The organism is Streptomyces sp. NPDC127117, from assembly GCF_042677325.1.
Classification (GTDB): Bacteria; Actinomycetota; Actinomycetes; order Streptomycetales; family Streptomycetaceae; genus Streptomyces.
Genome location: NZ_JBHXTM010000008.1, coordinates 48,131 through 71,645 on the forward strand (window position 1 = coordinate 48,131; position 23,515 = coordinate 71,645).

Here is a 23,515-nt window from a genome sequence, read left to right on the forward strand (position 1 = left end):
AGAGCAAGCGTTGTGCCGGGGATCTCATCTTCCGGGGACGGATCACCGGCCGTAGATTTCTGGGCATGACCTCCCGGCTCACCGCCCTCGCGGCCCATCCCGTCCTGCGCGTCCCACCGGCCTCCCCGGCAACGGCCGCCGCCTACTTCGGTGCCTCGCTCGCCTTCCACGCGGACGTCTCCGATGTCGCCGCCGCGCTCGCGGCCGACGGCGATCCGGGCTTCGTGCTCCTGGACTCGCGCTCCACCGAATCCTGGAACCAGGGGCACGTTCCCGGCGCGGTTCATCTGCCGACCGCGCTCATCGCCGAGCAGGCCCACCAACTGCTGGACCCGGCGGTTCCCGTGGTCACGTACTGCTGGGGCCCCGGCTGCAACGGCGCCACGCGTGCCGCGCTCGCCCTCGCCGAACTCGGCTACCGGGTCAAGGAAATGCTCGGCGGATTCGAGTACTGGGTACGCGAGGGCTTCGAGTTCGAGACCTGGCAGGGGCGGGAGCGGCGCGACGCGGACCCGCTCACCGCACCGGCCGGCTCCGACGACTGCGGCTGCTGAGCGGCCCGACTGTCCCGAACGGTCCGGGTGCTCGGGCTGCGGGGGTGCTCGGCGGCCGGGCCCACAGGGCGCACCGGGCCCGGCCGCCGGGCTGTCGCGTCAGAGCTTGGACAGCTCGTCGACGAGATCGTCGAGACCGAGCGGCCCCTGCGACAGGGCGGCCATGTGCCAGGCCTTGGCGTCGAACGCGTCGCCGTGGGCCTTGCGGGCGTTGTCCCGGCCGAGCAGCCAGGCGCGCTCGCCCAGCTTGTACCCGATGGCCTGCCCCGGCATCGAGAGGTAGCGGGTCAGCTCGCTCTCCACGAAGTCCGCGGGACGGCCGCTGTGATTGCCGAAGAACTCCTGAGCCAGCTCCGGGGTCCACCGCTCGCCCGGGTGGAACGGGGAGTCCGCCGGGATCTCCATCTCCGCGTGCATGCCGATGTCCACGATCACCCGGCAGGCGCGCATCATCTGCGCGTCCAGATAGCCGAGGCGGCGCTCGGCGTCGGGCAGGAAGCCCAGCTCGTCCATGAGGCGTTCCGCGTACAGGGCCCAGCCCTCCCAGTTGGCGCTGATCCCGCCGATCGAGGCCTGGTAGCGGGACAGGCTGTCGGCGACATGCGTCCACTGCGCGATCTGGAGGTGGTGTCCCGGCACACCCTCGTGGTACCAGGTGGACACCAGGTCGTACACCGGGAACCGGGTCTCGCCCATCGTGGGCAGCCAGGTGCGGCCGGGGCGCGAGAAGTCCTCGGAAGGGCCGGTGTAATACGGGGCCGCGGCGCTGCCGGGCGGGGCGATGCAGGATTCCACCTTCCGTACGCGTTCGGCGAGTTCGAAGTGCGTACCGTCGAGCGCCTCGATGGCCTCGTCCATCAGACTCTGCAGCCAGGCCTGGACCTCGTCGACCCCCTCGATGTGCTTGCCGTGCACATCGAGATGGGCCAGCGCCTCCCACGGGCCGGCGCCGGGCAGCACCTTGTCCGCCTCGGTCCGCATCTCGGCGATCAGCCGGTGGTACTCGGACCAGCCGTACGCGTACGCCTCGTCCAGGTCGAGATCGGTGCCGTTGAAGTAGCGCGACCAGCGCGCGTACCGCTCGCGGCCCACAGTGTCCGGCGCGCCCTCGATCGCGGGGGCGTACACATCGCGCATCCAGTCGCGCAGCGCCACGACCGACTCGGTGGCCACCCGGGCGCCTTCGTCCAGCTCGGCACGGAGCGACGCGGGGCCGGCGGACGCGAACTCCTGGAAGAAGCCCGGACCGTCCTCCCCCGCCCACTCGTCGAGCTGGCCGATGAAGGTGGCGGTGGCGCGCGGACCGCCGTGGAGCTTGCGCTCCAGGCCGAGCGCCAGTGACTCGCGGTAGCCCTCGAACGCGGCGGGCACCGCGTGCAGCCGGTCCACGACCGCCGCCCAGTCCTCATCGGTCTCGGTCGGCGTCACGGTGAACACCCCACGGACGCTGTGCGCCGGGGAGGAGAGATTGGAGACCGTACGCAATCCCTCTTCGGCCTCGTGAACGGCGAGTTCCGCCATGAGGCGCTCGCGCAGCAGGCGGCCGCAGCGGCGCTCGGAGTCGCTGTCCGCGCCGGGCAGCCGTTCGGCGGCGTCGAGCTTCACCAGAGTGGTGCGGGCCAGCTCGGCAAGCGCTTCCTGACCTGCGGGGGAGAAGTCGGGAAGGCGCCGCGAGCTCTCCGCGACACCGAGATACGTGCCGGAGATCGGGTCGAGTTCGATGAAAGCGTCGACGTAGGCGTCGGCGACCTGACGGGGGAGCGCGCTGCTGGAAGTGTCTGACATGCGGACATCCTCGTACGGCGGGGGCTCCGAGTCATCATCATTCGGTCTCAGGGGCCGGACTCCGTCGATTCTGCGGAGGGCGGCAACAGCGGCCCGCACTCCCACTGCTGGAATATCAGCCTTGTCTCGACCCGGGCCACTTCGCGGCGCGAGGTGAATTCGTCCAGCACCAGGCGTTGCAGATCGGCCGTGTCCGTTACCGCTACATGGACCAGATAGTCGTCCGGGCCGGTGAGATGGAAGAGCGCACGCGACTCCGGCAATGTCCTGATGCGTTCCACGAACGGGCCGATGAGCTCCCTGCGGTGCGGCCGGACCTGCACGGAGAGCAGCGCTTCCAGGCCCCGGCCGAGCCTTGCCGGGTCCAGCCGCAGCTGGTGGCCGAGAATCACGCCGGAGCGGCGCAGCCTGGTCACCCGGTCCAGGCAGGTCGACGGTGCGACGCCGACCTCGGCGGCCAACTCGCGGTAAGTGGTCCGGGCATCGTTCTGCAGAAGTCGCAGAATGTGCAGATCCACCGGATCAAGAGCTACAGAATCGGCCATTGGGCGAACGTAGCACGGGGGATCGTCACCGAATTCCGGTGGATGTTCAGAGTGGTGGCATGGACACCGAATCCTCGATGGCGCCCCCGACCACAACCCGGTCCAGGGCGCTGGCCACCGATGCCGTGCACGCCGGCCGCGACGACCTCGCGGCCCTCGGACTGCACGCCCCGCCGATCGACCTGTCCACCACCTACCCCTCGTACGACTCCCGGGGCGAGGCGGAGCGGATCGACACCTTCGCCGCGACCGGTGCGAGGCTCGAAGGGCCGCCGGTCTACGCCCGGCTGGACAACCCGACGACCGCCCGCTTCGAAACCGCACTCGCCCGGCTCGAAGGGACCGAGAGCGCCGTGGCGTTCGCCAGCGGCATGGCGGCGCTCACCGCCGTGCTGCTGGTCCGGGCGAGCATGGGACTGCGCCATGTCGTCGCCGTCCGGCCGCTCTACGGTTGCAGCGACCATCTGCTCGGAGCCGGGCTGCTGGGTACGGAGGTGACCTGGACCGATCCGGCGGGCATCGCCGACGCGATCCGCCCGGACACCGGGCTGGTGATGGTGGAGACCCCCGCCAACCCGACGCTCGCCGAGGTCGATATCCGCGCGATCGCGCACTCCTGCGGCTCGGTGCCGCTGCTGGTCGACAGCACCTTCGCCACCCCGGTACTGCAACGGCCCGTCGAGCACGGTGCCCGGATCGTGCTGCACAGCGCCACCAAGTACCTGGGCGGCCACGGCGATGTGATGGGCGGGGTCGTCGCCTGCGACGAGGAGTTCGCGGCCCGGCTGCGGCAGGTGCGCTTCGCCACCGGCGGGGTGTTGCACCCGATGGCCGGTTATCTGCTGCTGCGCGGCCTGGCCACGCTTCCGGTACGGGTACGGGCGGCGTCCGCGAGCGCCGCCGAACTGTCCCGCAGACTGACCGCCGACCCGCGTATCGCCAGGGTCCACTATCCGAAGCTGGGCGGCGCGATGGTCTCGTTCGAGGTGTACGGGGATCCGCACCGGGTGATCTCGGCCGTACGGCTCATCACGCCCGCGGTGAGTCTCGGCAGTGTGGACACCCTGATCCAGCATCCGGCCTCCATCAGCCACCGCATCGTGGATGAGGGGGACCGGCAGGCCGCGGGCGTCGGGGACCGGTTGTTGCGGATGTCGGTCGGCCTGGAGGACGTCGAGGACCTGTGGGCCGATCTGTGCCAGGCGCTGAGCTCCCAGGAGGCCGGACGGAAGTCCTCCCCGGCCGGGAGGTCCGCCGTGGCCGGGAGGTCCGCCGTGGCCGAGGAGCCCTTCGAGGCGGAGAAGGCGTCCGTTGTCCGGAGGGCGGCCGTGGCCGAGGGGTCAGCGACCGGCCTGCTCGTACGGGGGCAGTGACCGGACCGGCGTCGCGTCCAGGCGGGCGGTGATGACCAGGGTGCCCTCCTCGATCTGGTAGTCCAGCGGCAGGGACAGGGCGCGCATCGCCGCGACCATGCCGGTGTTGGACGACTGGGTGACGGCGTAGACGCTCTCGCAGCCCGCCTCGATGGCGAGTGCCACCAGGCGGCTCAGGAGCTCGGAGCCGATGCCGCGGCGCTGCCAGTCGTCCTCGACGAGGAGGGCGACTTCGGTCTCGTCGCCGTCCCAGAGGAGGTGCCCGAGCGCGACCAGCCGGCCCGAGGCCGTCCGCACGGCGAGCGTGCGGCCGAAGCGGGGGCTGAGCAGGTGGTCCAGGTAGCGGTCGGCGTCGTGGACCGGCCCGTGGTAGCGCAGTCGCAGCGTCCGGTCGGAGCAGCGGTCGTGCATCGCACGTGCTGCTTCGAGGTCATCGCGGTCCGCGCGGCGCACGGTGATCTCGTTGCCCTCGGGCAGGGTGAGCACGTGCCGGCTGCGCGGGACGCGGGGGCCGAGCCGGGCATCGAGCTCGACCAGGGCACGGGCCCGGGCGAACTCGGTCGGGGTGAAGGGAAGATAGGGCCGTTCGATGGTGATGGCACCTCCGGACGGGTCGCGCAGCCGCATCACCGTCTCCTCCAGCACTCCTTCGACCGGTGCGCTCGCACCGGTCGCCCGGCCCGTGATCGAGACGGCGGGCAGCGAATGGATGGTGCAACGGCCGAGCAGCTGCCGCAGTGCGAGGGGCAGCTCGGCCGCGTCCAGTGCGGTACGGGTGGCGAGGCCCAGGACGCGGGTCGGGGCGTCGACCAGATCATGAGTGTCGGCCCGCTCGATCCAGGTCGAACTTCCCCCGGCGGCGGAGATCGCCCGGCTCAGCTGCTGCGCCTGGAGCTGAGCGGGCGCGCGCAGCAGGAACTCGTCGACCGTGCCCCGGGCCAGCGGGTGCGTCTGCAGGGTGAGGATGTCGACCCGGTGCCGGGCGAGGGCACCGCACAGCGCCGCCAGGCTGCCGGGGGTGTCCCGCACCGTGGTCCGCATCCGCCACAGCGCCGTGTCCTCGGGGCCGTCGCCGTCGCAGTCGGTGCCGTGGCCTCGTGCCGCGTCGTCGCCGTCCCCCACGGCGACGAGGTCGGAGCCGGTCGGCGGCGGGGCGTGGCTGTGCCGCCGGGCCCACCAGGTGTGGAACGCGGCCGTGACCGCCAGAGCCACGGCCGAGGCGATCAGCAGGTACGGCCCGTCCGGCTGGTGCCCGACCAGGTTCGCGATGGCATCGGCCACCGCGACCGCGGTGAACAGCGCGGCCAGCTCGATCATGTCCCGCCGCCAGTGGTGGGAGCGGCGGGCGGTCTTCGGGGATGTCACAACAGTCATGGCTTCACTCTGACCGAGCGTTGTTGCTTGACCACGAACACTTTGTGACCGATGGGTTAAGTGTGGATCTAGTCCCTTATTGACCACTTTCGCCGTATTGGTCAGTAATGGTGTGGCCACACCGATATTGGTCAGTGACGGTGTGGCCGCACCGATGAACTGTGGTGCGGCCGCGTTGATGGATTGTGGTGCGGCCGCCCCTGCCCCGGGCCGTCAGGCCCGTCCCGAGCCCTGCTCCCAGGCGGCTTTCAGACGTACCGCCTGACGCACCAGCTGCGACGACCCGCCGCGCCCGGCCGTTTCGGCGAGCCCTGGTATCGGCTCCCCATCACCCACCGCGCCACAGTGCTCCACGCACTCGGCGGCCACGGAGAGCAGGTCGCTCAGACCGCGAGGCGCCTTCTCCTGCGCCAGCAGCCCCGGCAGAGCGCCGGTCAGCGCGGACAGCACCGTCCGGTACGCGCCGGTGGCGGCGGCGGTACGGGCGGATTCCGCGAGGCGGCTGGGCTTGATCAGACCGCTTCCGAGGAGGGCCGCCAGCTGCTCGCCGAGCAACTCCGCGTCGAGCTGCTGCCGGGCGGCGACCATCAGCAGGGCGTCCACCGCCAACAGCCGGTCCTCCGGATGCCGGGCCCCCAGCCCGTACGCCACCATCAGACGCACGGCCTCGCCCGCGGGCGCGTCGAGTTCGGCGAGCAGCAGGAGCGGCCGGAGGGTGTCCCGTATCTCCTCGATCACGCCCGTAGCGATGTGCGGCAACAGCCAGGCGGCCAGTGTCTCGGCGTCCTCGGGCAGGGTGGCGGTCCACTGGTTCGGGTGGTCGTCCCAGTGGTGACAGTGGCTGTGCGTCGGGATCTGCGGCCGGCCCAGCCAGTGGAAGGAGCGAGGGAACTCCTCTTCGATGAACTGGCGTTCCCTGCTGGCCATCAGCGGGCGGGACGACCGGACGACCGTCTGTCCCTGCCGGACCCTGTTCTCCAGATCGAAGCGGTACACCCGCGCGAGGGGCTCGTCGGCCCGCAGCCATGCCGCCAGCCGGTCGCCTTCAGCGGTGCCGAGCAGCGCCGCCTCGGCGGCACCGTGCTGATCTCCGCGCCGCACCCGCAGCAGGGCCTGGGCGAAGTCGGCCTCGCCCGGCCGGACCCCCAGCTGCTGACAGGTGCGCAGCCGCTCGACCAGCACGGCCGGGTCGAGCGAGCCGGTGTGCCAGGTCGGGACGGCCAGCAGGAAGGGGGTACCGCCGGTCAGTACCGCGTCGGCCGCCTCCCACACCCGGGCCTTCAGGATGCCGTTCAGCGCGGCGTGGACGCAGGTCCCGGTGCCGGTCCAGGACTCACGTTCCTCCTTCACCGCCCGTGCCGACACCCGTCCGAGCAGCGTGGCCACGACGACCTTGATGCCCGTCTCCGAGCGGAGATACCGCTCGCTCTGCGACGGCGGTTCGCCCTCGACCCACCACTCACCCGCCAGCGCGTCACGCAACGCGTCCGTCAGCGCCGGCCGGTCGGTGTGGGCATGGCGCACCAGCCCGTCCAGGGACCGCTCGAAGGCGGTGACGTCCGGTGTTGCCGATCTGACCAGGGTCACCACCTCCTCGACCAGCTCGGGCAGCGTCGCAGGCGCCGGATCGAGGGGCTGCGGGGCCGGTGCCGGGGGCAGCAGCTCCTCGTACTCCTCCGTCCCGGACTGCCCGGCCGCCGGACTGCCGAAGACCTCGGCCACCATCGTGCGGTGTGCCGGACCCAGCAGCGCGGCCGACAGGGCGATTTCTTCCCGTACCGGCGCCGCGGCAGCGGGCAGGTACCGGGCCACGAGCTTGAGCGCCCGCTCCTGGATGTCGATGTCCTCGTGCTCGAAAGCACCGGCGACGACGGGCAGCAGTTCGTCGACCGCCGAAGGTTCGCGGCGCAGCACCTTGCCGAGCAGCACGAGCTGGGACCGGACCAGTTTCTTCTCGGTGCGGAACAGCACCGATGCCGAGATGTCCGCCAGGGCCCGCACGGAAAGCTCACCGCGCCCGTCCAGCCGGGCGAGCACCCCCTGGGCGTGACCGGCCACGGTGGAGATGCCGTCCGCGGCCATCCCGGTCCAGTCCGCGACCCGCTCGGTCTCCTCCTGCTCGGTCAGTTCGAGCTTGCGCAGAAGACTGAGGAAGAAGCGCAGCTCGTTGAGCCTGCCACCGCGCAACAGCCGGGTCACACAGGCCTCGACGAGCGCCGGCCGGTCCAGCAGGCCCTCCTCCGGGAGAGCGGCCAACGTGGCGGCCCACCGGCACGGATCGTTCGCATCGTCGGGCCAGAGCATCTGTGACGGCAGCTCCGTCACCTCGAAGATCCGCGGCAGCAGGGTGGCCGCGAACGGGTCGGTGCGGAGCCTCTCGATGAGGGGCCGTGTCTTGCGCCGATGCCACTGTGCGGTCGAGATCGCCTCGACCCAGCCCCGCACGAAACCCTCCGTCGTGGGGGTGGGGCACTGCGCCTTCTTCACCAGCCCGGAGATCAGCTCGTACGCGGTCTCCGCGGTCGCGGGCCGGGCCGCCAGCCGGTGCGCCACATCACCGAGCCACTCCGGGTCACGGTCCGACAGGACGGCGAGGACCAGTGGGAAGGGCGAGCGGCCCCAGCCGGCCAGATCCCGGCTGCCGATCCAGGCGGCGCACGCCGCGGCGCCCGTGTGGCAGCCCGCACCAGCCACCAGCAGGGCTTTGCGGACCTTGTTCTGCTTGTCCCAGGACCAGTTCCGCGCTTCCTTCCGGATCGTCTTCAGTTCGGCCAGCGCCGCTCTGCGTTCCGCCGCGTCCATCGGGGCCAGCAGGTCCGGCACGTCGTGCGCGCGCGATTCCCGCACGGCGGTGAGGAGTTCCCTCATCGCACACCTCCGGCGACCGGCGCACCGCGACGGACCATACGGGCCGCCAGAGCGTGCTTGCACGGGCCCCGCCGCCCGCGATAGTCCGCCCACCACTGGCAGGTACATCTCAGCATGCCGTCCTGCTCCCTCACCTGATAGCGGCGTTCTCCCGAGGTCACGTTCGCCACATCCCCGTCGAGCACGACCGCCCCCGAGCCGGCCAGCTGCCGGGCCGCCACCAGACGCGGATTGTGCCGCTCGACCCGGTCGGCGTCGTACGGCAGCTCGCGGTGGAAGTAGGCCGCGTCGGCGAGGTCGTAGCCGACCCGGCCCGCCGTCCCCAGCCGGGTGAGCGCGGCCCGTACCCGCTCCACCGTGAGGCCCGACTGCTCCGCCAGGTCGGCGGTGTCGATCCGGGGCTCCCAGGCCAGCAGCACGGACACCAGCTCGGCGTCGGCCGCGGCGTCATCGGTGGCCAGCGCGTCGAGCACGCCGCCCTCGCCCGAGAACCCTCGCGAGGCATCGGGCGAGAGCGTCAGGGTGAGACGCATGCCCGGCAGCACGACCTCCCAGGCGCTCGCGGTCGCCGCCCCGTCGGTGACCGGCCCGTACACCCGCAACGACGTGGCATGACGCAGCACCCGCTGCAACGCCACCAGCCGCTCCGGTCCCGGCAGACACACCGCGCCGGCCACCGGCCGGGTCGTCGGCCGAAGCGTCTTCCCGGCGGGAACCACCCACCGGGCACCCCGCGAGGCGCTCCCGGACGAACGCGGCAGCGAACGGAGGAACCGGACAGCCTCGGCGGCCGGCAGCTCGGCCCGCAGATCGAAACCGACCGACACCACCTGGGCCTCGGCGAAGCCGCGCAGCCACCGGTCGGGCAGCGGCACCTTCTTCTCCACCACCGGGCCGTCCAACGTGGTGACGGCCATCTCGTCCGGGCCCACCCGCAGATGCAGCGGATCGTCCCCCGCTATCCGCGAAAGCGCCTCCCGCAGCGGATTGTTGACATCCACATTCGTCGTGCCATGACCCGTCCGCACCCCGTCCAGACCGTCCTGCAGCACATCGAGGCGGGCGTACACCCCGCAGCAGCCGGAGAACGACTCGAAGCGCAGCCGGTCGCCGTTGCCCGTCACCACCGGGTCGAGTGACGCCGGCAGGGTGCGCTGGTAGTAGCGCGTGGACGCCACGTCCGCCACGGCCAGCAGACCCCGGGCGGCGACCCCCGGTGATGTGAGGAAGCCGGAGAAGAACCGGGGATGGGACTCGGCGCCCCGCGGTGTGAGGCCACCGGAGGTCTCCAGCCCGAGGAGCTGCCCCGTCTGCGAGGACTCCAGAACTGACGGGCGTGCGTAGGCCAATGCCTGAACGGATCGGGTCATGGAAAAACCGTAGATCCCACCACTGACAATCGGCCCCGGCCGGCACCCGGGAGGCCGGTCGTCGGGCGTCGGTTCACTGCCCGACGCGCCCCGGCCGCAGAACCTTGCTGAACAGCACGGAGCCGCCCTGCGCCCGTAGACGTACGGTCAACTCGCCGCTGTCACCGTCGATTTCGACTTCCCCGAAGTGCTGTGGGGACTCCATCGGCGACACGTTCGCCCGGTCCGGCGCCCGCACGAAGACCCGGTCGGGACCGAACGTCGCGTCGAGCTCGTTCGCCTGGAACTGACCGGCGGCCAGCGGTCCCGACACGAACTCCCAGAACGGAGCGAAGTCCTTGAACACCGCACGCTCCGGCTCGTAGTGCTGCGCCGACGTGTAGTGCACGTCCGCCGTCAGCCAGACCGTGCCGGTGATCCGGCGGTGCTTGATGTACCGGAGCAGTTCCGCGATCTGCAGTTCACGGCCGAGCGGGGTACCGGGATCGCCCTGCGCGACCGCCTCGAAGTCCGTCGCACCGTCGGTGACCACCAGACCCAGCGGCATGTCCGCGGCGATCACCTTCCACACCGCGCGGGACCGGGACAGCTCGTGCTTGAGCCAACGCAGCTGCTCGGCACCGAGGATGCCCGTCCTGTCGTCGGGCTGCCGGCCGGGGGAGTTGGCGTTGCGGAAGGACCGCATGTCGAGGACGAACACATCGAGCAGCGGACCGTGCCGCACCACGCGGTGCATCCGGCCCTCCCCGGATGCGGCATGCAGCGTGGACACCGGGAAGTACTCGCGGAACGCCCGCATCGAACGGGCCGCCAGTACATCCACGTTCTTCTCGGTGTACCTGGCGTCGTCGAGGATCTGCCCGGGATACCAGTTGTTGCGCACCTCGTGGTCGTCCCACTGAACGATCGAGGGGACCTGCGCGTTGAACTCACGGAGGTTGTGATCGAGCAGGTTGTAACGGAAGTTCCCGCGGTACTCGGCAAGGGTCTCGGCGACCTTCGCCTTCTCCTCGGTGGTGACATTGCGCCAGACCCGCCCGTCGGGCAGCGTCACGCTGGGCTCGATCACGCCGTCCGCGTAGATGTTGTCACCGCTGCACAGGAAGAAGTCGGGATCGAGCCGGCGCATCTCGTCGTACACCATGTAGCCACCGATGTCCGGATTGATGCCCCAGCCCTGTCCCGCGATGTCGCCCGACCACAGGAAGCGCACCCCGTCGCGGCGCCGGGCAGGTGCCGTCCGGAAGGTTCCGTGCACCGGCTCGCCGGTGCGGCGGGGGTCGTGGGGGTCGGCGAGCGTCACGCGGTAGTGCACCTGCTCGCCCGGCGGCAGCCCGTACAGCGGCGTCGTGCCGGTGAAGTCGGTGCCGGACCCGACGAGCGGACCGTGCCAGGTGCGGGCCCGCCGGAACGACTCCGTCGCCGAGGTCTCCACGATCATCCGGGCCGGCCGGTCGGACCGGACCCAGATCAGCGCGGACGACGATGTGACATCACCCACCTGCACACCCCATGCCGCGCGCGGCCGCCCGGACAGTGCGAAGGCGGGGGCCGCGGCGCCCACCGCGGGGAGCGCCAGCGCGGCCGACGCGGCGAGCGAACCGCGCAGCACACTGCGGCGGGCGGGGGACGGGAATCGCGGACGGTTCGACATCGGGGCGCCTCCGGGGCGGTGGTCAGCGGGACGAACGGGTGACCGGTCTGGCGAGCCCACCCTTGTTGCCGTCGGCGGCGCGCACACCAACGTCAGATGAACACCCGGCCCCCGCCGGCGGCCCGTCCGTTCGTGCCCCGTAGCGCCGCCGCCAGCAGGCGTACGCCCCGCTCGATGTCGGGCGGAGCCAGATGTGCGTAGCCGAGCACCAGACGCACCGTCCCGTCCTCGCCGGGCAGGGTGCCGCAGGCACCGAGCGGCCGCAGTGCGACTCCGGCATCGGCCGCCCGCGTCATGAACACCGCCTCCGGGCCGTACCGCTCGGGCAGCGCGGCGATGATGTGCAGGCCCGCGGCGATCCCGCTCACCTCGGTTCCCGGGAAGTGCTCCGCCAGCATCGATGTGAGCGTGTCGCGGCGCTCGCGATAGGCGCGCTGACAGCGGCGCAGCTGCCGGTCGTAGCCGCCGCGGGTGATGAAGTCGGCGAGGACCGCCTGGTCGACGGCCGGATTGCCCAGATCCATGGTGCGTTTGCGGGCGACGATCTCGTCGGTCATGTCCGCCGGCGCGAGCAGCCAGCCCAGCCGGAGCCCGGGCGCCAGCGATTTGCTCACCGAGCCGGTGTACGCGACGTGTTCCGGATCGAGCCCCTGAAGTGCGCCGACGGGTGCGCGGTCGTAGCGGAAGTCGCCGTCGTAGTCGTCCTCCACGATCAGTCCGTCCATGGCGCGCGCCCACTCCAGAAGCCGGCCCCGGCGGGCGGCCGAGTAGGCGATCCCGGTCGGAAACTGGTGCGCCGGTGTGGTGACGACGGCGCGCACGCCCGAGCGCACGAGGGGCTCGGGCGCCAACCCCTCGTCGTCGAGAGGCAGGCCGACGGTGGTGATGCCCGCGGAGGCGAAGAGCGCGGAGTGTTCGGGGCTCCCCGGGTCCTCGACGCCGACGGTCCGCATTCCCCGTCCGTGCAGCACGAACCCCAGCAGAGTCGTCGCCTGCGCCACGCCGGAGCACACCACCAGGCGCTCCGGATCGGCGACCACGCCACGGCGCCTGGAAAGCAGCGCGGCCAGGGCCTCCCGCAGGACGGGCAGCCCGCGCGGATCGGGGTAGCCGAGCGTGCCGTGCGGCAGCCGGCCGAGCACCGAGCGATGGGCGGCGGCCCAGGCGCTGCGCGGAAACATCGACAGATCGGGCGTGCCGGGCCGGAAGTCCACGCGTACGTCCTCGGCACGCGGAGCGAGATCACGCGCCCCCGGCAATGGAGCACGGACCGCCTCGCTCACCCAGGTGCCCGACCCACGTCCGCTGCGCAGATAGCCCTCGGCAGTGAGCTGCTCGTACGCCTCGGTGACCAGCCCCCGCGACACCCGCAGATCGGTGGCGAGCGCACGGCTGGACGGCAGTCGGGTACCCGGAACGAGCCGGCCGGAGCGCACGGCTTCGCGCAGGGCCGACTGCAGGGCTCGGCCACGCCGACGGGCCGGCGCCGCGGCGGCCGGAAGCAGCAACTCCCAGGCGGCGGTGCCGAACTCCCCGCCCCGGGAGCGGTCCGACGGCGGATTGGTCCCCGAAGACTTCATGAAAGTGGACCTTAAACCGGACCGCCCGGCTGCCTAGCGTCGATTCCATGAACGTCAGCTCTCTGCGCGGGGCGCTCCTGGCCGCCTTCGCCTGCATCCTCGTGGGTGCGTCCTTCACCGCCAACAGTGTCCTGGGCGAGTATCCGTACGCGGGCGGCCAGGCGCTGCGCTACGGCCTCGCGGGACTTCTGCTCGTATTTCTCCTGGCCCGCGACAAGCAGCCCCGGGCGACCGCCGTGCTGCGCACCCTCACCCGGCGTCAGTGGGGACGCCTCGCACTGCTGGCAGCCATCGGGATGGTCGGCTTCAACCTTGCAGTGCTCGGCGCCGAACGCTCCGCGGAACCGGCTGTGCCAGGGGTGTTCGTGGGCTGCGCACCGATCTTCGTCGCGGTACTCGCACCGCTCATGGACCGCCGCCGGCCCACGCGTACGGTTCTGTGCGCGGCTGCGCTCGTCGCCGCCGGGGCCTTCGTGGTCCAGGGCTGGGGCCGTACGGACCTGGAGGGCATCCTCTGCTCGGCCGGCGCGCTGGCGGGCGAGGTCGGTTTCGCCGTCCTTGCCGTACCGGTCCTGCGACCGCTCGGGCCGAAGCTGCTGTCCGCCACGGTCTGCGGCCTCGCCGCCGCCGAGTCGGCCTGCCTCGGACTGGTCCTGGACGGCGGCGAGGCCCTGAGAACGCCCACTGCGGCGGAGGCGATCGCGCTGTTGTGGCAGGCGGCCGTGGTCACCGTCATCGGTTTCGTCTGCTGGTACATGGGCATGCAGCGCATCGGCGCCGAGCGGGCCACTCTCTTCTCCGGCCTGATCCCGGTCTCGGCCGCGCTCACCGCACCGCTCGTCGGTGCCGGTTCGTACGGCATCGCACAGGTCGGCGGCAGCCTTCTGGTCGGGCTGGGGGTTGCCATCGGATCGGGTGTGCTGTCCCGGAGCGCAGCGACACGGGGTACGGATCCGGCGCCCGGTACGCCGTCAGCGACTGGTGTCGAGAATGACGCGCGCCACCCGCGCCGGATCGTCGTTCATCGGCACATGGCCGCAGCCCGGAAGCCGGACCAGCCGGGCGTCGGGGATGGTGTGCTTGGCCCTGATTCCCTGCCGGCGCAGCAGTATCCGGTCCCGGCTGCCCCAGGCGACGGTCACCGGCAGCCCGGGCACATCGTCGGTGAACGCGACGCTTCCGCCGGAGGCGAGCGTCCGGTGGAATCCGGTCGCCTCGCGCAGCGCGAGGGTCTCCGCGACGACTGCACCGGGTGAACGGCGGCCGGGCCGGGCGTAGATGGTGCTGGTCAGTGCCGTCCGCCCGGCGGCGCTGTGCGAGAGCCGCTCGATCAGCGGCACCGGCATCGACAACGCGGCCCGCCGCATGGCCCGCAGCGTCACGAACGCATAGCGACGCTCGCCCTCGGTCCAGAAACCGGCGGGCGAGAGCGCCGTCACCGACCGGACCAGCTTCTCCCGGCCGAGCGACAGCGCCAGCAGTCCGCCGAGCGAATTGCCCGCCACATGCGGCCGGTCCAGACCGATCTCCTCACAGAATGCGCCGAGCACCTTGACCATCGTCGGCAGGTCGTACGGCAGTCCGTCGGGCAGTTCCGGCGAGACGCCGAAGCCGGGGAGATCTACGACTGTCACATCCCGCTCCACGGCGAGCACGGACAACACCGGATCCCAGGCCTGCCGGTGGTGGCCGATACCGTGGAGCAGGAGGAGTGGCTCGCCGGTACCGGTCCGCTCATACGCCACGGACACCGTCCGAGGCCCTTGCGGTGAGTCGACGCTGAACGAGACCGTGGTGGCCATGCTGGTGCTCCCGGGGTGATCCGGCATGAAGGGACCATGCCTGAAGGCGACTTAGACGTCTCGTCAATAACAATTACCGTTCAGTAGCCCGCACTTCAAGAGGGGTGGGCGATTCGCGCTGGACAGGGTGCGGCAGGTCGGCTGGGATGGAGGAGTGACTGCCGACACCACGACCGATGTCTTCGAGAGCCACCGCCCCGTGCTCACCGGCGTTGCCTACCGCATGCTGGGCCGGATCGCCGATGCCGAGGACGTGGTGCAGGAGGCATGGCTGCGCTGGTCCTCCGCACCCCGCGAGGACGTACGGGAGCCGCGCGCCTTTCTGGTGAGGATCACCACCCGCCTGGCCATCGACCGGCTGCGGCAGGTGCAGTCACGGCGCGAGTCGTACGTCGGGCCGTGGCTGCCGGAGCCGGTCGTCACCGATTTCGGCCCCTCCGTGCCCGACACCGCGGAGCAGACGGTGCTGGCCGACTCGGTATCGGTCGCCGTACTGGTCGTCCTGGAGTCCCTGTCGCCGCTGGAGCGAGCCGTCTTCGTGCTGCGCGAGGCCTTCGGCTTCCCGTACGCGGAGATCGCCACGGCTCTGGACCGCACCGAGGCCGCGGTGCGCCAGTTGGCGGGGCGTGCGCGGCATCATGTGGAGCAGCGCAAACCGCGGTACGACGTCGACCCGGCGCACCGTCGTGACCTCACCGAGCGGTTCCTCGCCGCGGCGGCGGGCGGTGACATCGAGGAACTGCTGGCCCTGCTCGCGCCCGACGCGAGGCTCGTGGGGGACAGCGGCGGAAAGTCCCGGGCGCCGCTGCGGGTCATCGAGAGTGCCGACAAGGTCGGGCGCTTCCTCTTCGCCGTCGCCCACGAACAGGTCGAGGACCTCGACTTCCGGTTGCTGGAGCTCAACGGCGGGCCGGGCCTGTTGCTGTTCCTGGGCGGAAAGGTCGACTCGGTCGTTCAGCTCGACATCGAGGACGGGCTCATCCAGTGCGTGTATATCGTGCGGAATCCTGACAAGCTCACTCGTTTCGCCGACCTTCCGGAGGAGTCCGGAGGAGCGGCGACCGCCTGAGCGCCGGTCCGCGCCCCCGGTTCGAAGCCCCACGTCCTGCCCGGTCGTGGGGCTCATTGCTGCGCCCGCCTCACGGCACCACGAACGTCCTGTGAACGCTCTGCGGCAGAGACCCGTTTCGCTGCGTGACCGACCGAGGATTGGTCTTGACCAAGGATGTGTACCGTCCTATGGTCTCAACGTTAAGACAGGAACCTTTAATAAATAACGTCGCGGAATAGCCGCTGGGTGATTGCGGAGGACAGGGTGGGGACCACGCAGCTGGAATCGGTGCAGGAGCCGAAGTACTGGCACCTCAAGACCGTGCTCAGTGAGGCACTCGACTCGGACTTTGCGGTGGGGGAGATCCTGCCCAACGAGCGCGAGCTCGCCGCCCGGTTCGGAGTCGCCCGAGCCACGCTCCGGCAGGCTCTGGAACAGCTCGAACTCGAAGGAAGGCTGCAGCGCCGCCGCGGCGTCGGGACCACGGTCGCCCCGCCGCGCGTCGGGGTCGCCGTCTCCACGGCACAGCGGGACTGGTCCGGTGGCGGTCCGGCGGAGGGCTGGCAGCCGGTGGACTGCTCGGCGGCGGTCGCGCCGTCGTCAGTGGCCGCCGCGCTCGACGTGGAAGCCGACGAGCCGGTACACATCGTGCGCCGGATCCGGGTGACGAACGGGCAGGCCGTCGCGGCGGAGCTGCTCTACGTCCCGTCCTCGTCCGTGCCCGAACTCTCCGCGATCGACGCTCCGTCCGGTCCTGCGCGGGCCCGCCGTGTCCTGCGCGAACTGCACCGCCTCGGCCCCGACGGCCAGGACCGGTCGGTGGAGCTCGGTTCGGCACGTGTGGACGACGCCAAGGAGCTCGACCGGCTGCCCGGCGCGCCCGTGCTCGTCGTCACCACCCGCTACCTCGCGGCGGGCGGCACCGCCGCGCTCTCCGTCGCCACGTACCGGGCCGACACCTGCCGGCTCACCTTCGGCGACTCGGGCGACCTGGAGATCAGCCACCACGACCAGGAGCGTCAGGCCTCCTGACCGAGGCCGTCCCCACCGGCCCACGCCGGTACGCACCATCCGTCGGTACGCACAGCCCGTCGGTATGCACGGCCCGTCGCTCTCAGCGGCGGGCCGTCACCGTTCCCTCCACCGCGAAGAGCTGCTCCTCGACGTGGTCGAGAGCCAGCCGCAGCGCACCGGTGGCCACCGCCGCCTCACCGAGCAGCGACAGCGTGACCCGTGGCGGCCGGAGGCAGTAGCGGGCCAGCTCGCCGCGGAGTGGATCGAGTACATCGTCCAGCCCGGTGGCCCAGCCGCCCACGACCACCAGCTCGGGGTCCAGCGCCAGCACCAGCGCCGCCACATCGTGCACCAGGCGCTGGATGAACCGCTCGACCGCCGCCTGTGCCCGGACATCGCCGCGCCGGGCCTGCGCGAACACATCGGCGACCGCGACCTCGTCCAGCGGATCCAGCGGGGTGTCTGTCGTGGACAGCAACCGCTCCGGGGTCACTTCGCGGCCGAGCAGATGCAGCGCGCCGATCTCGCCCGCCGCACCGCCGAATCCACGGTGCAGCCGCCCGCCGATCAGCGAACCGGCCCCCGGGCTCAGCCCCGCCAGGACGAACACGATGTCGTCGGACTCGGTCGCGGCACCCTTCCAGTGCTCCGCGACCGCCGCGGCATTGGCGTCGTTCTCCACCAGGACGGGGCAGCGGAAGGAGCGCCTCAGCCGCTCGCCCAGTGCGAGACCCGTCCAGCCCGGCAGGGCGGTTCCCAGCCGAACCGTCCCGTCGGCCTCCACGATGCCGGGACTGCCGACACCCACCGCGCGCAGACTGCTCCTCGCTACGCCCGTCCGCCGCAGGAGGTCCGCCACCACGGTCCTGACCTTGTCGAGCCGGTCGTCGGCGCAGGCGGTTTCCGACACCTCGCGTGCGCCCGCGCCGATGATCCGGCCGTCCAGGCCCGACAGCAGTGCTGAGACGCGATGCGGGCCGATCTCGATGCCGAGCAGATGCCCGGCCTCGGCACGGAACCGGAACCGGCGGGCCGGCCGCCCCTGACGTCGGGTCTCACCACCGTCGGGCCCCGACTCGACAACCAGCCCGGCCTCGAAGAGCCCCTCCATGACACCCTCGACCGTCGGCCGGGACAGCCCGGTGATCCGGGTCAGGTCCGTCAGCGTCGGGGAGTCGGCGCCACGCAGAGCGTGCAGCACCACCGCGGAATTGATGCGCCGCAACAGCGACGGATCCCCACCGGTCAGCCGGCCCACGGTGTGTCCTCCCAGCTCTAGCGCATGTCACGCGGATGGTACTCGTTGCCCCGGTGCGGGGCGACCGTGGGCCGAGGTGGGTTTCCCCGGGCGGGGAATTCAGCCCGGGGCGACGAACCCGGATTCGTACGCAGCGATCACGGCCTGGGTGCGGTCCCTGGCACCCAACTTCGCCAGTACCGCACTGACATGGGTCTTCACCGTCTCGACGCCGACCACGAGTTTGGCGGCGATCTCGGCGTTGGACAGGCCCCGGGCCATCAGCCGGAGGACCGTGGATTCCCGCTCGGTGAGCGCAGCCCGGTCCATGGCCGCACGCGCCTTGCTCGTCCCGTACTCGGCCGCGAGCTGCCGGACCGCCGCCGGGAAGAGCAGCGACTCACCCTCGGCCACCAGACGCACCGCGTTCACGATCTCGGAGGGCCGGGCACGTTTGATGAGGAAGCCGTCCGCACCGGCACGCAGCGCCTCATAGACGTACTCGTCGTTCTCGAACGTGGTCACCACGAGGATCTTCGGCGGGTTCGGAACCGTGCGCAGCACCACCCGCGTGGCCTCGATACCGTCCATCAACGGCATCCTCACATCCATGGCCACCACGTCGGGGCGCAGCTGATGCAGCAGCGGGATCACGGCGGCGCCGTCGCCCGCCTCGCCCACCACCTCGATATCGGGCTGAGCCTCAAGGACAGCACGCAACCCCGCGCGGACGAGGGGTTCGTCATCGACCAGAAGTACGCTAACCGGCATTGGGCCACCATAAGGGCTGTCCCGCGCCCCCCGGTGTGCCTACGACGACGGCCGGGGCGCCTTGCCGTGCTGCCGCAGTACCCGCCCGCATCCGGTGTAGCGATGTCCCCTGCCTCGCGCCGTGCCGCATTCGAGACCGCGCGCTGATTCCCCAGGACTACGGGGCAGCCCTCAGCCCGTCCAACGGAAGCCTCGCGTAAACGCGCCATTCCCCCTCGTGCGGACCCGTCTCGGCCTTCCCGCCCAGCAGGGCCGCCCGCTCCCGGATGCCCCGCAGCCCGCTTCCGCCACCCGGAACGGCTGCCGAATCAGCGGTCGAGTCACTGAGCGGATTGGTCACCTCCAACTCCAGCCGGCCGTTGGCGACGGCGATCCGCACACGGACGGGGACCGTCCCCGAATGACGCAGCACATTGGTGAGCGACTCCTGAAGGATGCGATACCCCTCGCGGGAGACCGCACCCGGAACCCGCTCCAGCGGACCTGACACGTCCGCGTCGATCTTCGCGCCCGAACCACGCGCGGAGTCCAGGAGCCGGTCCGCTTCCACCAGCGTCGGCCGCTGCCCCACCGGCGTCCCCGACTCGCGCAGCACTCGCAGAACCCGCTCCAGGTCGTCGAGCGCGTCCCGGCCCGTCTCTTCGATCGCGGCCAGGGCCCGCTCGGTGAAATCCGGATCGTGTGCCGCCCGGGCCGCGCCGGCCTGTACTACCGCGATCGTCAGCGCATGCCCGATCGAGTCATGCAGCTCACGTGCGATGCGGTTGCGCTCCAACAACTGCTCGGTGCGCTCCTCCAGAGCGGTCAGCCGCTGCACCGGCGAGGGGCCGAGAAGCCGCTTGGCGGCCTCGGTGATCAGCCGGCCGCTCACCACGACGACGGTGAGCAGCGCCACGAGGGGCAGGGGGGCGAGCAAGGCATACCACCAGTGCGGCTCCACTCCGCGGATCAGCCATTCATCGCTCGGCCCGTTGCCGGCGGCGGTGAGAACAAGGTCCACCGCGGTGGCCAACAGCCACACCGTCGCGTACCCAACGGGAACGGCGAGCAACATCCGAGTCTCCAGCCACAGCACGGTTCTCCAACGGTCGGCCCAAGTGGCGGCCGTGGTCGCGGAGATACTGGCATCGGCTCTGCCGCGCTCGTCCGGAGCGAGCAGAAGTTGTGCCTGCACCCCCTCTGCCAGCCGCATACCGGGCACCAAGCCGACCGGAACGGCGAAGACCATGGGCGCCCACGGGGATTCCGGCGAGATGAACATCCACACGCTGTAGCCCGCACCCGGGATGAGGAGGTGCAGCCACCCGGTGTAGGTGACAGACGCGGCGAGCGGGCGCAGGAGGCGGAACATGCCTCCATCGTGTCAGGCCGCACACGCGCGGAGGCTCCCCCGGGAGAGGGAGATGATCCCCACCCGCGGGGGAGGCGAGGACCCGGGCGTGGCCGCCAGGCTGAGGACATGACCAGCATCGACGTCCATGAACTCACCAAGGAATTCGGTACGACCCGTGCCGTGGACAACCTCACGTTCAGCGTGCGGCCGGGGTGCGTCACCGGATTTCTCGGTCCCAACGGCGCAGGCAAGTCCACCACCATGCGACTCGTTCTCGGCCTCGACCGGCCCACCGGTGGCACGGCCACGATCGGCGGGCAGCTCTACGCCACCCTCGACGATCCGCTGCGTCGGGTGGGCGCCCTGCTGGACGCCCAGGCCGCCCACGGCTCTCGCACCGCGCGGAACCACTTGCTGGCCCTGGCGGTCAGCAACGGCCTCGGCGCGCGCAGGGTCGAGGAAGTTCTGGAGGAGGCCGGTCTCGGCGCGGTCGGGGGCGCCCGCATCAAGACCTTCTCCCTCGGCATGCGACAGCGACTGGGCATAGCGGCCGCGCTGCTGGGCGACCCGGAGGTCGTGATGCTGGACGAGCCGTCGAACGGCCTCGATCCCGAAGGCATCATCTGGATCCGGGAGCTGATGAAGCGGCTCGCCCGTGAGGGCCGCACGGTCCTGGTCTCCAGCCATCTGATGAACGAGACCTCGTCGTTCGCCGATCACCTCGTGATTCTCGGCCGGGGCCGGCTCCTTGCCGACCTGCCGATGCAGGAATTCCTGGACTCCCGCAGCAGGCCCCGCGTGCGGGTGCGCACCACCGAGTCCACTCGGCTGCGCGACGTCCTGATCCGCAAGGGATATGAGCCTGCGCAGGGCGACGACGGCTGCTGGACCATCGACGGCGCGAAAGCCGGGGAGATCGGTGCGATAGCCGCCACCGAAGGCATTCCCATCCTGGAACTCATCGACGAGCAGGCCACATTGGAGCAGGCCTACCTCGACCTCACCGCTGACGCCGCGGAATTCGCATCGGCGTCGACCTCGTCCGCCAACCGTCAGGAGGCCTGAACATGTCGACAACCGCAGTGCTGCGCTCCGAGTGGATCAAGATCAGATCGGTTCGGTCCGTAGCGGGATCACTGATAGCGGTCCTCCTGGTGACCCTTGCCATCACCGTGCTTGCCTTCTCCACTGTCGGTCAGGCCGAGGCGGACAATGTCGATGCCGAGCCGGTCTTCGATGCCTTCTACGCACTGAACTTCGGTCAGATCGCCGCCATCAGCTTCGGCGCGACCGCGCTCTCCTCCGAGTTCCTCAACGGAGCCCTGCGGATATCGCTCGCCGCCGTTCCGCGCCGCAACCTCTTCTACGCTGCCAAGATCGCTCTCGTCGGGGCCCTGGCACTGGCTGTCGGCCTCGTCACCAGCTTCGGCGCCTTCCTCGTGGGGCAACTGTTCATGGGGAAGTACGCGATCGGCCTGGGGGAGCCGGGGGCTCTGCGGGCGGCCTTCGGGGGAGGGATCTATCTGGCGCTGATGGCCCTGTTCGCGGCCGGATTGACCGTGGTGCTGCGCAGCGCTGTAGCCGTACTCAGCCTGCTCATCCCATTCGTCCTCATAGTCTCCTTCGTAGTCGGTGACGTCGCAGGCGGTGTCGCGCAGTATCTGCCGGACCGGGCAGGACAGTTGGTGCTCCACCAGAACCCCGAGGGAAGTCTCGGACCGTGGGCCGGGCTCGCGGTGACGGCGGCCTGGGCGGCGGCCGCACTCCTGGCAGGCTCGTGGGCGATCCGGCGAAGGGATGCGTAGCCGACTGCTCAGCAGCCCGGCCGCCATGAATTCAATACGGTTGAGGGCGACTGAAAGTATCTCAAAGGTCATGGCGAGGGGCGGCTTGTCAGTGCTGCGCGGTTTACTGGCGGCATGACCACCGCACATCACCTCCGCCTCATCGACGCGATGCGCACCTCGGACTTTCCAGCGGAACGCATCCGGTCAGGCTCGGGAGTCAGCGGGCCCGGCTACCACACGGCGTCCCTGCACGCGGACGTCGATCACTGGGACGACGACGAGGCGCAGCGGCTGGAACACCGCGCCCAGTGCCTCGCAGAGCATGATGCCCTGCTGACGCTGCTCGCCGGTCGTTGGGGGGAGCCGGAGCCGATCAGCCTGTGGAGCGCGCAGGAACGGATGATCGCCGGTGAGGAGATACCGGAGGCATGGGCAGATACGGTCGCGGGCTGCGAGTTCCTCCAGCTCTGGAGGGTCGAGGACCGATGGATCGGCATCGGGCTGTACCTGGAGGAGGAAGGTCCGGGGTGTGAGCTGAATGTCGTGGTGACGGAGATCGACCCACCGTGACATGAGCAGGCTGTGGTCAGCCGGTCAGCCGGTCAGCCGGTCAGCCGGTCAGCCGGTCAGCCGGTCAGCCGGTCAGCCGGTCAGCCGGTCAGCCGGTCAGCCGGTTGGCTGGACGATGGGCGGACGGGACCAAGGTCTGTGTGTGGTGGCGGTTGCTCCGTGGCCGTCGGGTTCGAACCCGGCATATGGCCGCAAGTGCGCGTGCGCGGCCATGCGCGCGGAGCGTTCGGGGAGGTTCCGGGGGCGTCAGCGGTCTTCCGTGGGGACGGCGGGGGTGAGGGTGGGGCTGGTGTTGTGGTCGACGCAGGCGAGGAGGCGGCCGTATTCCTCGGCCATTGTCTGGGTGGTCCAGTGGGCGTTGAGGCCGCTGGGGTTGGGCAGGGCCCAGACGCGGGTGTCGCCGATCGTGTGGTCCTGCGGGCCGATCCGGGCGGTGCGCCTGCCGAAGGCCGTGCGGTATGCCGTAACCCCTACGATCGCCAGCCACTGCGGTCGCAGCAGTTCGACCTTGGCCGCCAGGATCTCCCCGCCCTCGCGGAACTCCTCGGCGGACAGTTCGTCCGCCCGGGCGGTGGCCCTGGCGACCACGTTGGTGATGCCGAGGCCGTATCGCAGCAGCTCGGTCTGCTCGGCCGGCTTCAACTGCCTGGGCGTGAAGCCCGACCGGTGGAGTACCGGCCAGAACCGGTTGCCGGGGTGGGCGAAGTGGTGGCCCGTCGCCCCGGTCATCAGGCTCGGGTTGATTCCGCAGAACAGCACACGCAGACCGCCCGCGACCACATCGGGAACGGTGCGGTCGCGGGCGGCCTGGAGCTCTTCGGGTGTCATCCGACTGAGGTGGTGGCCG

At 70.8% G+C, this 23,515-nt stretch carries 19 protein-coding genes and 1 pseudogene; 8 read left to right on the forward strand and 12 right to left on the reverse strand.

Annotated features, from left to right (window positions below; all coding sequences use genetic code 11):
• The first annotated feature begins 65 nt into the window (after window positions 1-65).
• Window positions 66-554, forward strand: coding sequence for a rhodanese-like domain-containing protein (locus ACFVH0_RS09850; RefSeq protein ID WP_385819071.1), 489 nt, complete (start codon window positions 66-68; stop codon window positions 552-554).
• Between the two features lie 99 nt (window positions 555-653).
• Here ACFVH0_RS09850 and ACFVH0_RS09855 read toward each other — a convergent pair whose 3' ends face one another.
• Window positions 654-2,339 (reverse strand): DUF885 domain-containing protein, encoded by a 1,686-nt coding sequence (locus ACFVH0_RS09855; RefSeq protein ID WP_385819072.1) that lies wholly within the window; start codon window positions 2,337-2,339, stop codon window positions 654-656.
• Between the two features lie 47 nt (window positions 2,340-2,386).
• Window positions 2,387-2,884 (reverse strand): Lrp/AsnC family transcriptional regulator, encoded by a 498-nt coding sequence (locus ACFVH0_RS09860; RefSeq protein ID WP_385819073.1) that lies wholly within the window; start codon window positions 2,882-2,884, stop codon window positions 2,387-2,389.
• A gap of 59 nt (window positions 2,885-2,943) precedes the next feature.
• Between ACFVH0_RS09860 and ACFVH0_RS09865 the strand changes: the two genes are divergently transcribed.
• Complete coding sequence (locus ACFVH0_RS09865; protein WP_385819074.1) at window positions 2,944-4,257, forward strand: trans-sulfuration enzyme family protein; 1,314 nt, start codon at window positions 2,944-2,946, stop codon at window positions 4,255-4,257.
• Here the strand turns inward: ACFVH0_RS09865 and ACFVH0_RS09870 are convergent.
• The 5 genes from ACFVH0_RS09870 to ACFVH0_RS09890 all read right to left on the reverse strand — a co-directional run bounded on the left by ACFVH0_RS09870 (window position 4,225) and on the right by ACFVH0_RS09890 (window position 13,103).
• Window positions 4,225-5,631 (reverse strand): GNAT family N-acetyltransferase, encoded by a 1,407-nt coding sequence (locus ACFVH0_RS09870; RefSeq protein ID WP_385819075.1) that lies wholly within the window; start codon window positions 5,629-5,631, stop codon window positions 4,225-4,227. The two genes, ACFVH0_RS09865 and ACFVH0_RS09870, sit on opposite strands and share 33 nt — an antisense overlap.
• 213 nt (window positions 5,632-5,844) lie before the next feature.
• On the reverse strand, window positions 5,845-8,499 hold the full coding sequence (locus tag ACFVH0_RS09875) for a DUF6493 family protein (protein ID WP_385819076.1): 2,655 nt from the start codon (window positions 8,497-8,499) through the stop codon (window positions 5,845-5,847).
• Window positions 8,496-9,869, reverse strand: a complete 1,374-nt coding sequence (locus ACFVH0_RS09880) for an SWIM zinc finger family protein (RefSeq protein WP_385819077.1) — start codon at window positions 9,867-9,869, stop codon at window positions 8,496-8,498. The genes ACFVH0_RS09875 and ACFVH0_RS09880 overlap by 4 nt, the downstream gene beginning before the upstream one ends.
• A 73-nt stretch (window positions 9,870-9,942) precedes the next feature.
• Entirely contained in the window at window positions 9,943-11,523 is a 1,581-nt protein-coding gene (locus tag ACFVH0_RS09885; protein ID WP_385819078.1) for an alkaline phosphatase D family protein, read from the reverse strand.
• A gap of 92 nt (window positions 11,524-11,615) precedes the next feature.
• Window positions 11,616-13,103: a PLP-dependent aminotransferase family protein gene (locus ACFVH0_RS09890; protein ID WP_385819079.1), complete on the reverse strand. Its 1,488-nt coding sequence runs from the start codon at window positions 13,101-13,103 to the stop codon at window positions 11,616-11,618.
• A 47-nt stretch (window positions 13,104-13,150) separates the two neighbouring features.
• On the opposite strand from ACFVH0_RS09890, the pseudogene ACFVH0_RS09895 reads away from it, so the two are divergent.
• Window positions 13,151-13,999 (forward strand): annotated as a pseudogene (locus ACFVH0_RS09895) (DMT family transporter); the annotation flags it as partial.
• A 75-nt stretch (window positions 14,000-14,074) separates the two neighbouring features.
• On the opposite strand, the gene ACFVH0_RS09900 reads toward ACFVH0_RS09895, so the two are convergent.
• Window positions 14,075-14,905: an alpha/beta fold hydrolase gene (locus tag ACFVH0_RS09900; protein ID WP_385819200.1), complete on the reverse strand. Its 831-nt coding sequence runs from the start codon at window positions 14,903-14,905 to the stop codon at window positions 14,075-14,077.
• A 154-nt stretch (window positions 14,906-15,059) separates the two neighbouring features.
• On the opposite strand from ACFVH0_RS09900, the gene sigJ reads away from it, so the two are divergent.
• Complete coding sequence (gene sigJ, locus ACFVH0_RS09905; RefSeq protein WP_385819080.1) at window positions 15,060-15,974, forward strand: RNA polymerase sigma factor SigJ; 915 nt, start codon at window positions 15,060-15,062, stop codon at window positions 15,972-15,974.
• A 246-nt stretch (window positions 15,975-16,220) separates the two neighbouring features.
• A complete protein-coding gene (locus ACFVH0_RS09910; RefSeq protein ID WP_385819081.1) occupies window positions 16,221-16,988 on the forward strand; it encodes a GntR family transcriptional regulator in 768 nt (255 codons plus the stop codon).
• A gap of 82 nt (window positions 16,989-17,070) precedes the next feature.
• On the opposite strand, the gene ACFVH0_RS09915 is transcribed toward ACFVH0_RS09910, so the two are convergent.
• The 3 genes from ACFVH0_RS09915 to ACFVH0_RS09925 all read right to left on the reverse strand — a co-directional run bounded on the left by ACFVH0_RS09915 (window position 17,071) and on the right by ACFVH0_RS09925 (window position 20,329).
• The gene (locus ACFVH0_RS09915; protein WP_385819082.1) at window positions 17,071-18,228 is read right to left on the reverse strand and encodes an ROK family protein; all 1,158 of its coding nucleotides are present in this window, start codon (window positions 18,226-18,228) and stop codon (window positions 17,071-17,073) included.
• 99 nt (window positions 18,229-18,327) lie between these two features.
• On the reverse strand, window positions 18,328-18,978 hold the full coding sequence (locus ACFVH0_RS09920; RefSeq protein ID WP_259934545.1) for a response regulator transcription factor: 651 nt from the start codon (window positions 18,976-18,978) through the stop codon (window positions 18,328-18,330).
• Between the two features lie 157 nt (window positions 18,979-19,135).
• A complete protein-coding gene (locus ACFVH0_RS09925; RefSeq protein WP_385819083.1) occupies window positions 19,136-20,329 on the reverse strand; it encodes a sensor histidine kinase in 1,194 nt (397 codons plus the stop codon).
• Window positions 20,330-20,437: 108 nt separating this feature from the next.
• On the opposite strand from ACFVH0_RS09925, the gene ACFVH0_RS09930 reads away from it, so the two are divergent.
• From ACFVH0_RS09930 to ACFVH0_RS09940, 3 genes are all read left to right on the forward strand, one after another.
• Window positions 20,438-21,376, forward strand: coding sequence for an ABC transporter ATP-binding protein (locus ACFVH0_RS09930; RefSeq protein ID WP_385819084.1), 939 nt, complete (start codon window positions 20,438-20,440; stop codon window positions 21,374-21,376).
• A gap of 2 nt (window positions 21,377-21,378) precedes the next feature.
• Window positions 21,379-22,116, forward strand: a complete 738-nt coding sequence (locus ACFVH0_RS09935) for an ABC transporter permease (RefSeq protein WP_385819085.1) — start codon at window positions 21,379-21,381, stop codon at window positions 22,114-22,116.
• A gap of 114 nt (window positions 22,117-22,230) precedes the next feature.
• A complete protein-coding gene (locus ACFVH0_RS09940) occupies window positions 22,231-22,668 on the forward strand; it encodes a hypothetical protein (protein ID WP_385819086.1) in 438 nt (145 codons plus the stop codon).
• Window positions 22,669-22,914: 246 nt separating this feature from the next.
• On the opposite strand, the gene mug is transcribed toward ACFVH0_RS09940, so the two are convergent.
• Window positions 22,915-23,496 (reverse strand): G/U mismatch-specific DNA glycosylase, encoded by a 582-nt coding sequence (mug, locus tag ACFVH0_RS09945; RefSeq protein ID WP_385819087.1) that lies wholly within the window; start codon window positions 23,494-23,496, stop codon window positions 22,915-22,917.
• Window positions 23,497-23,515: the final 19 nt, after the last annotated feature.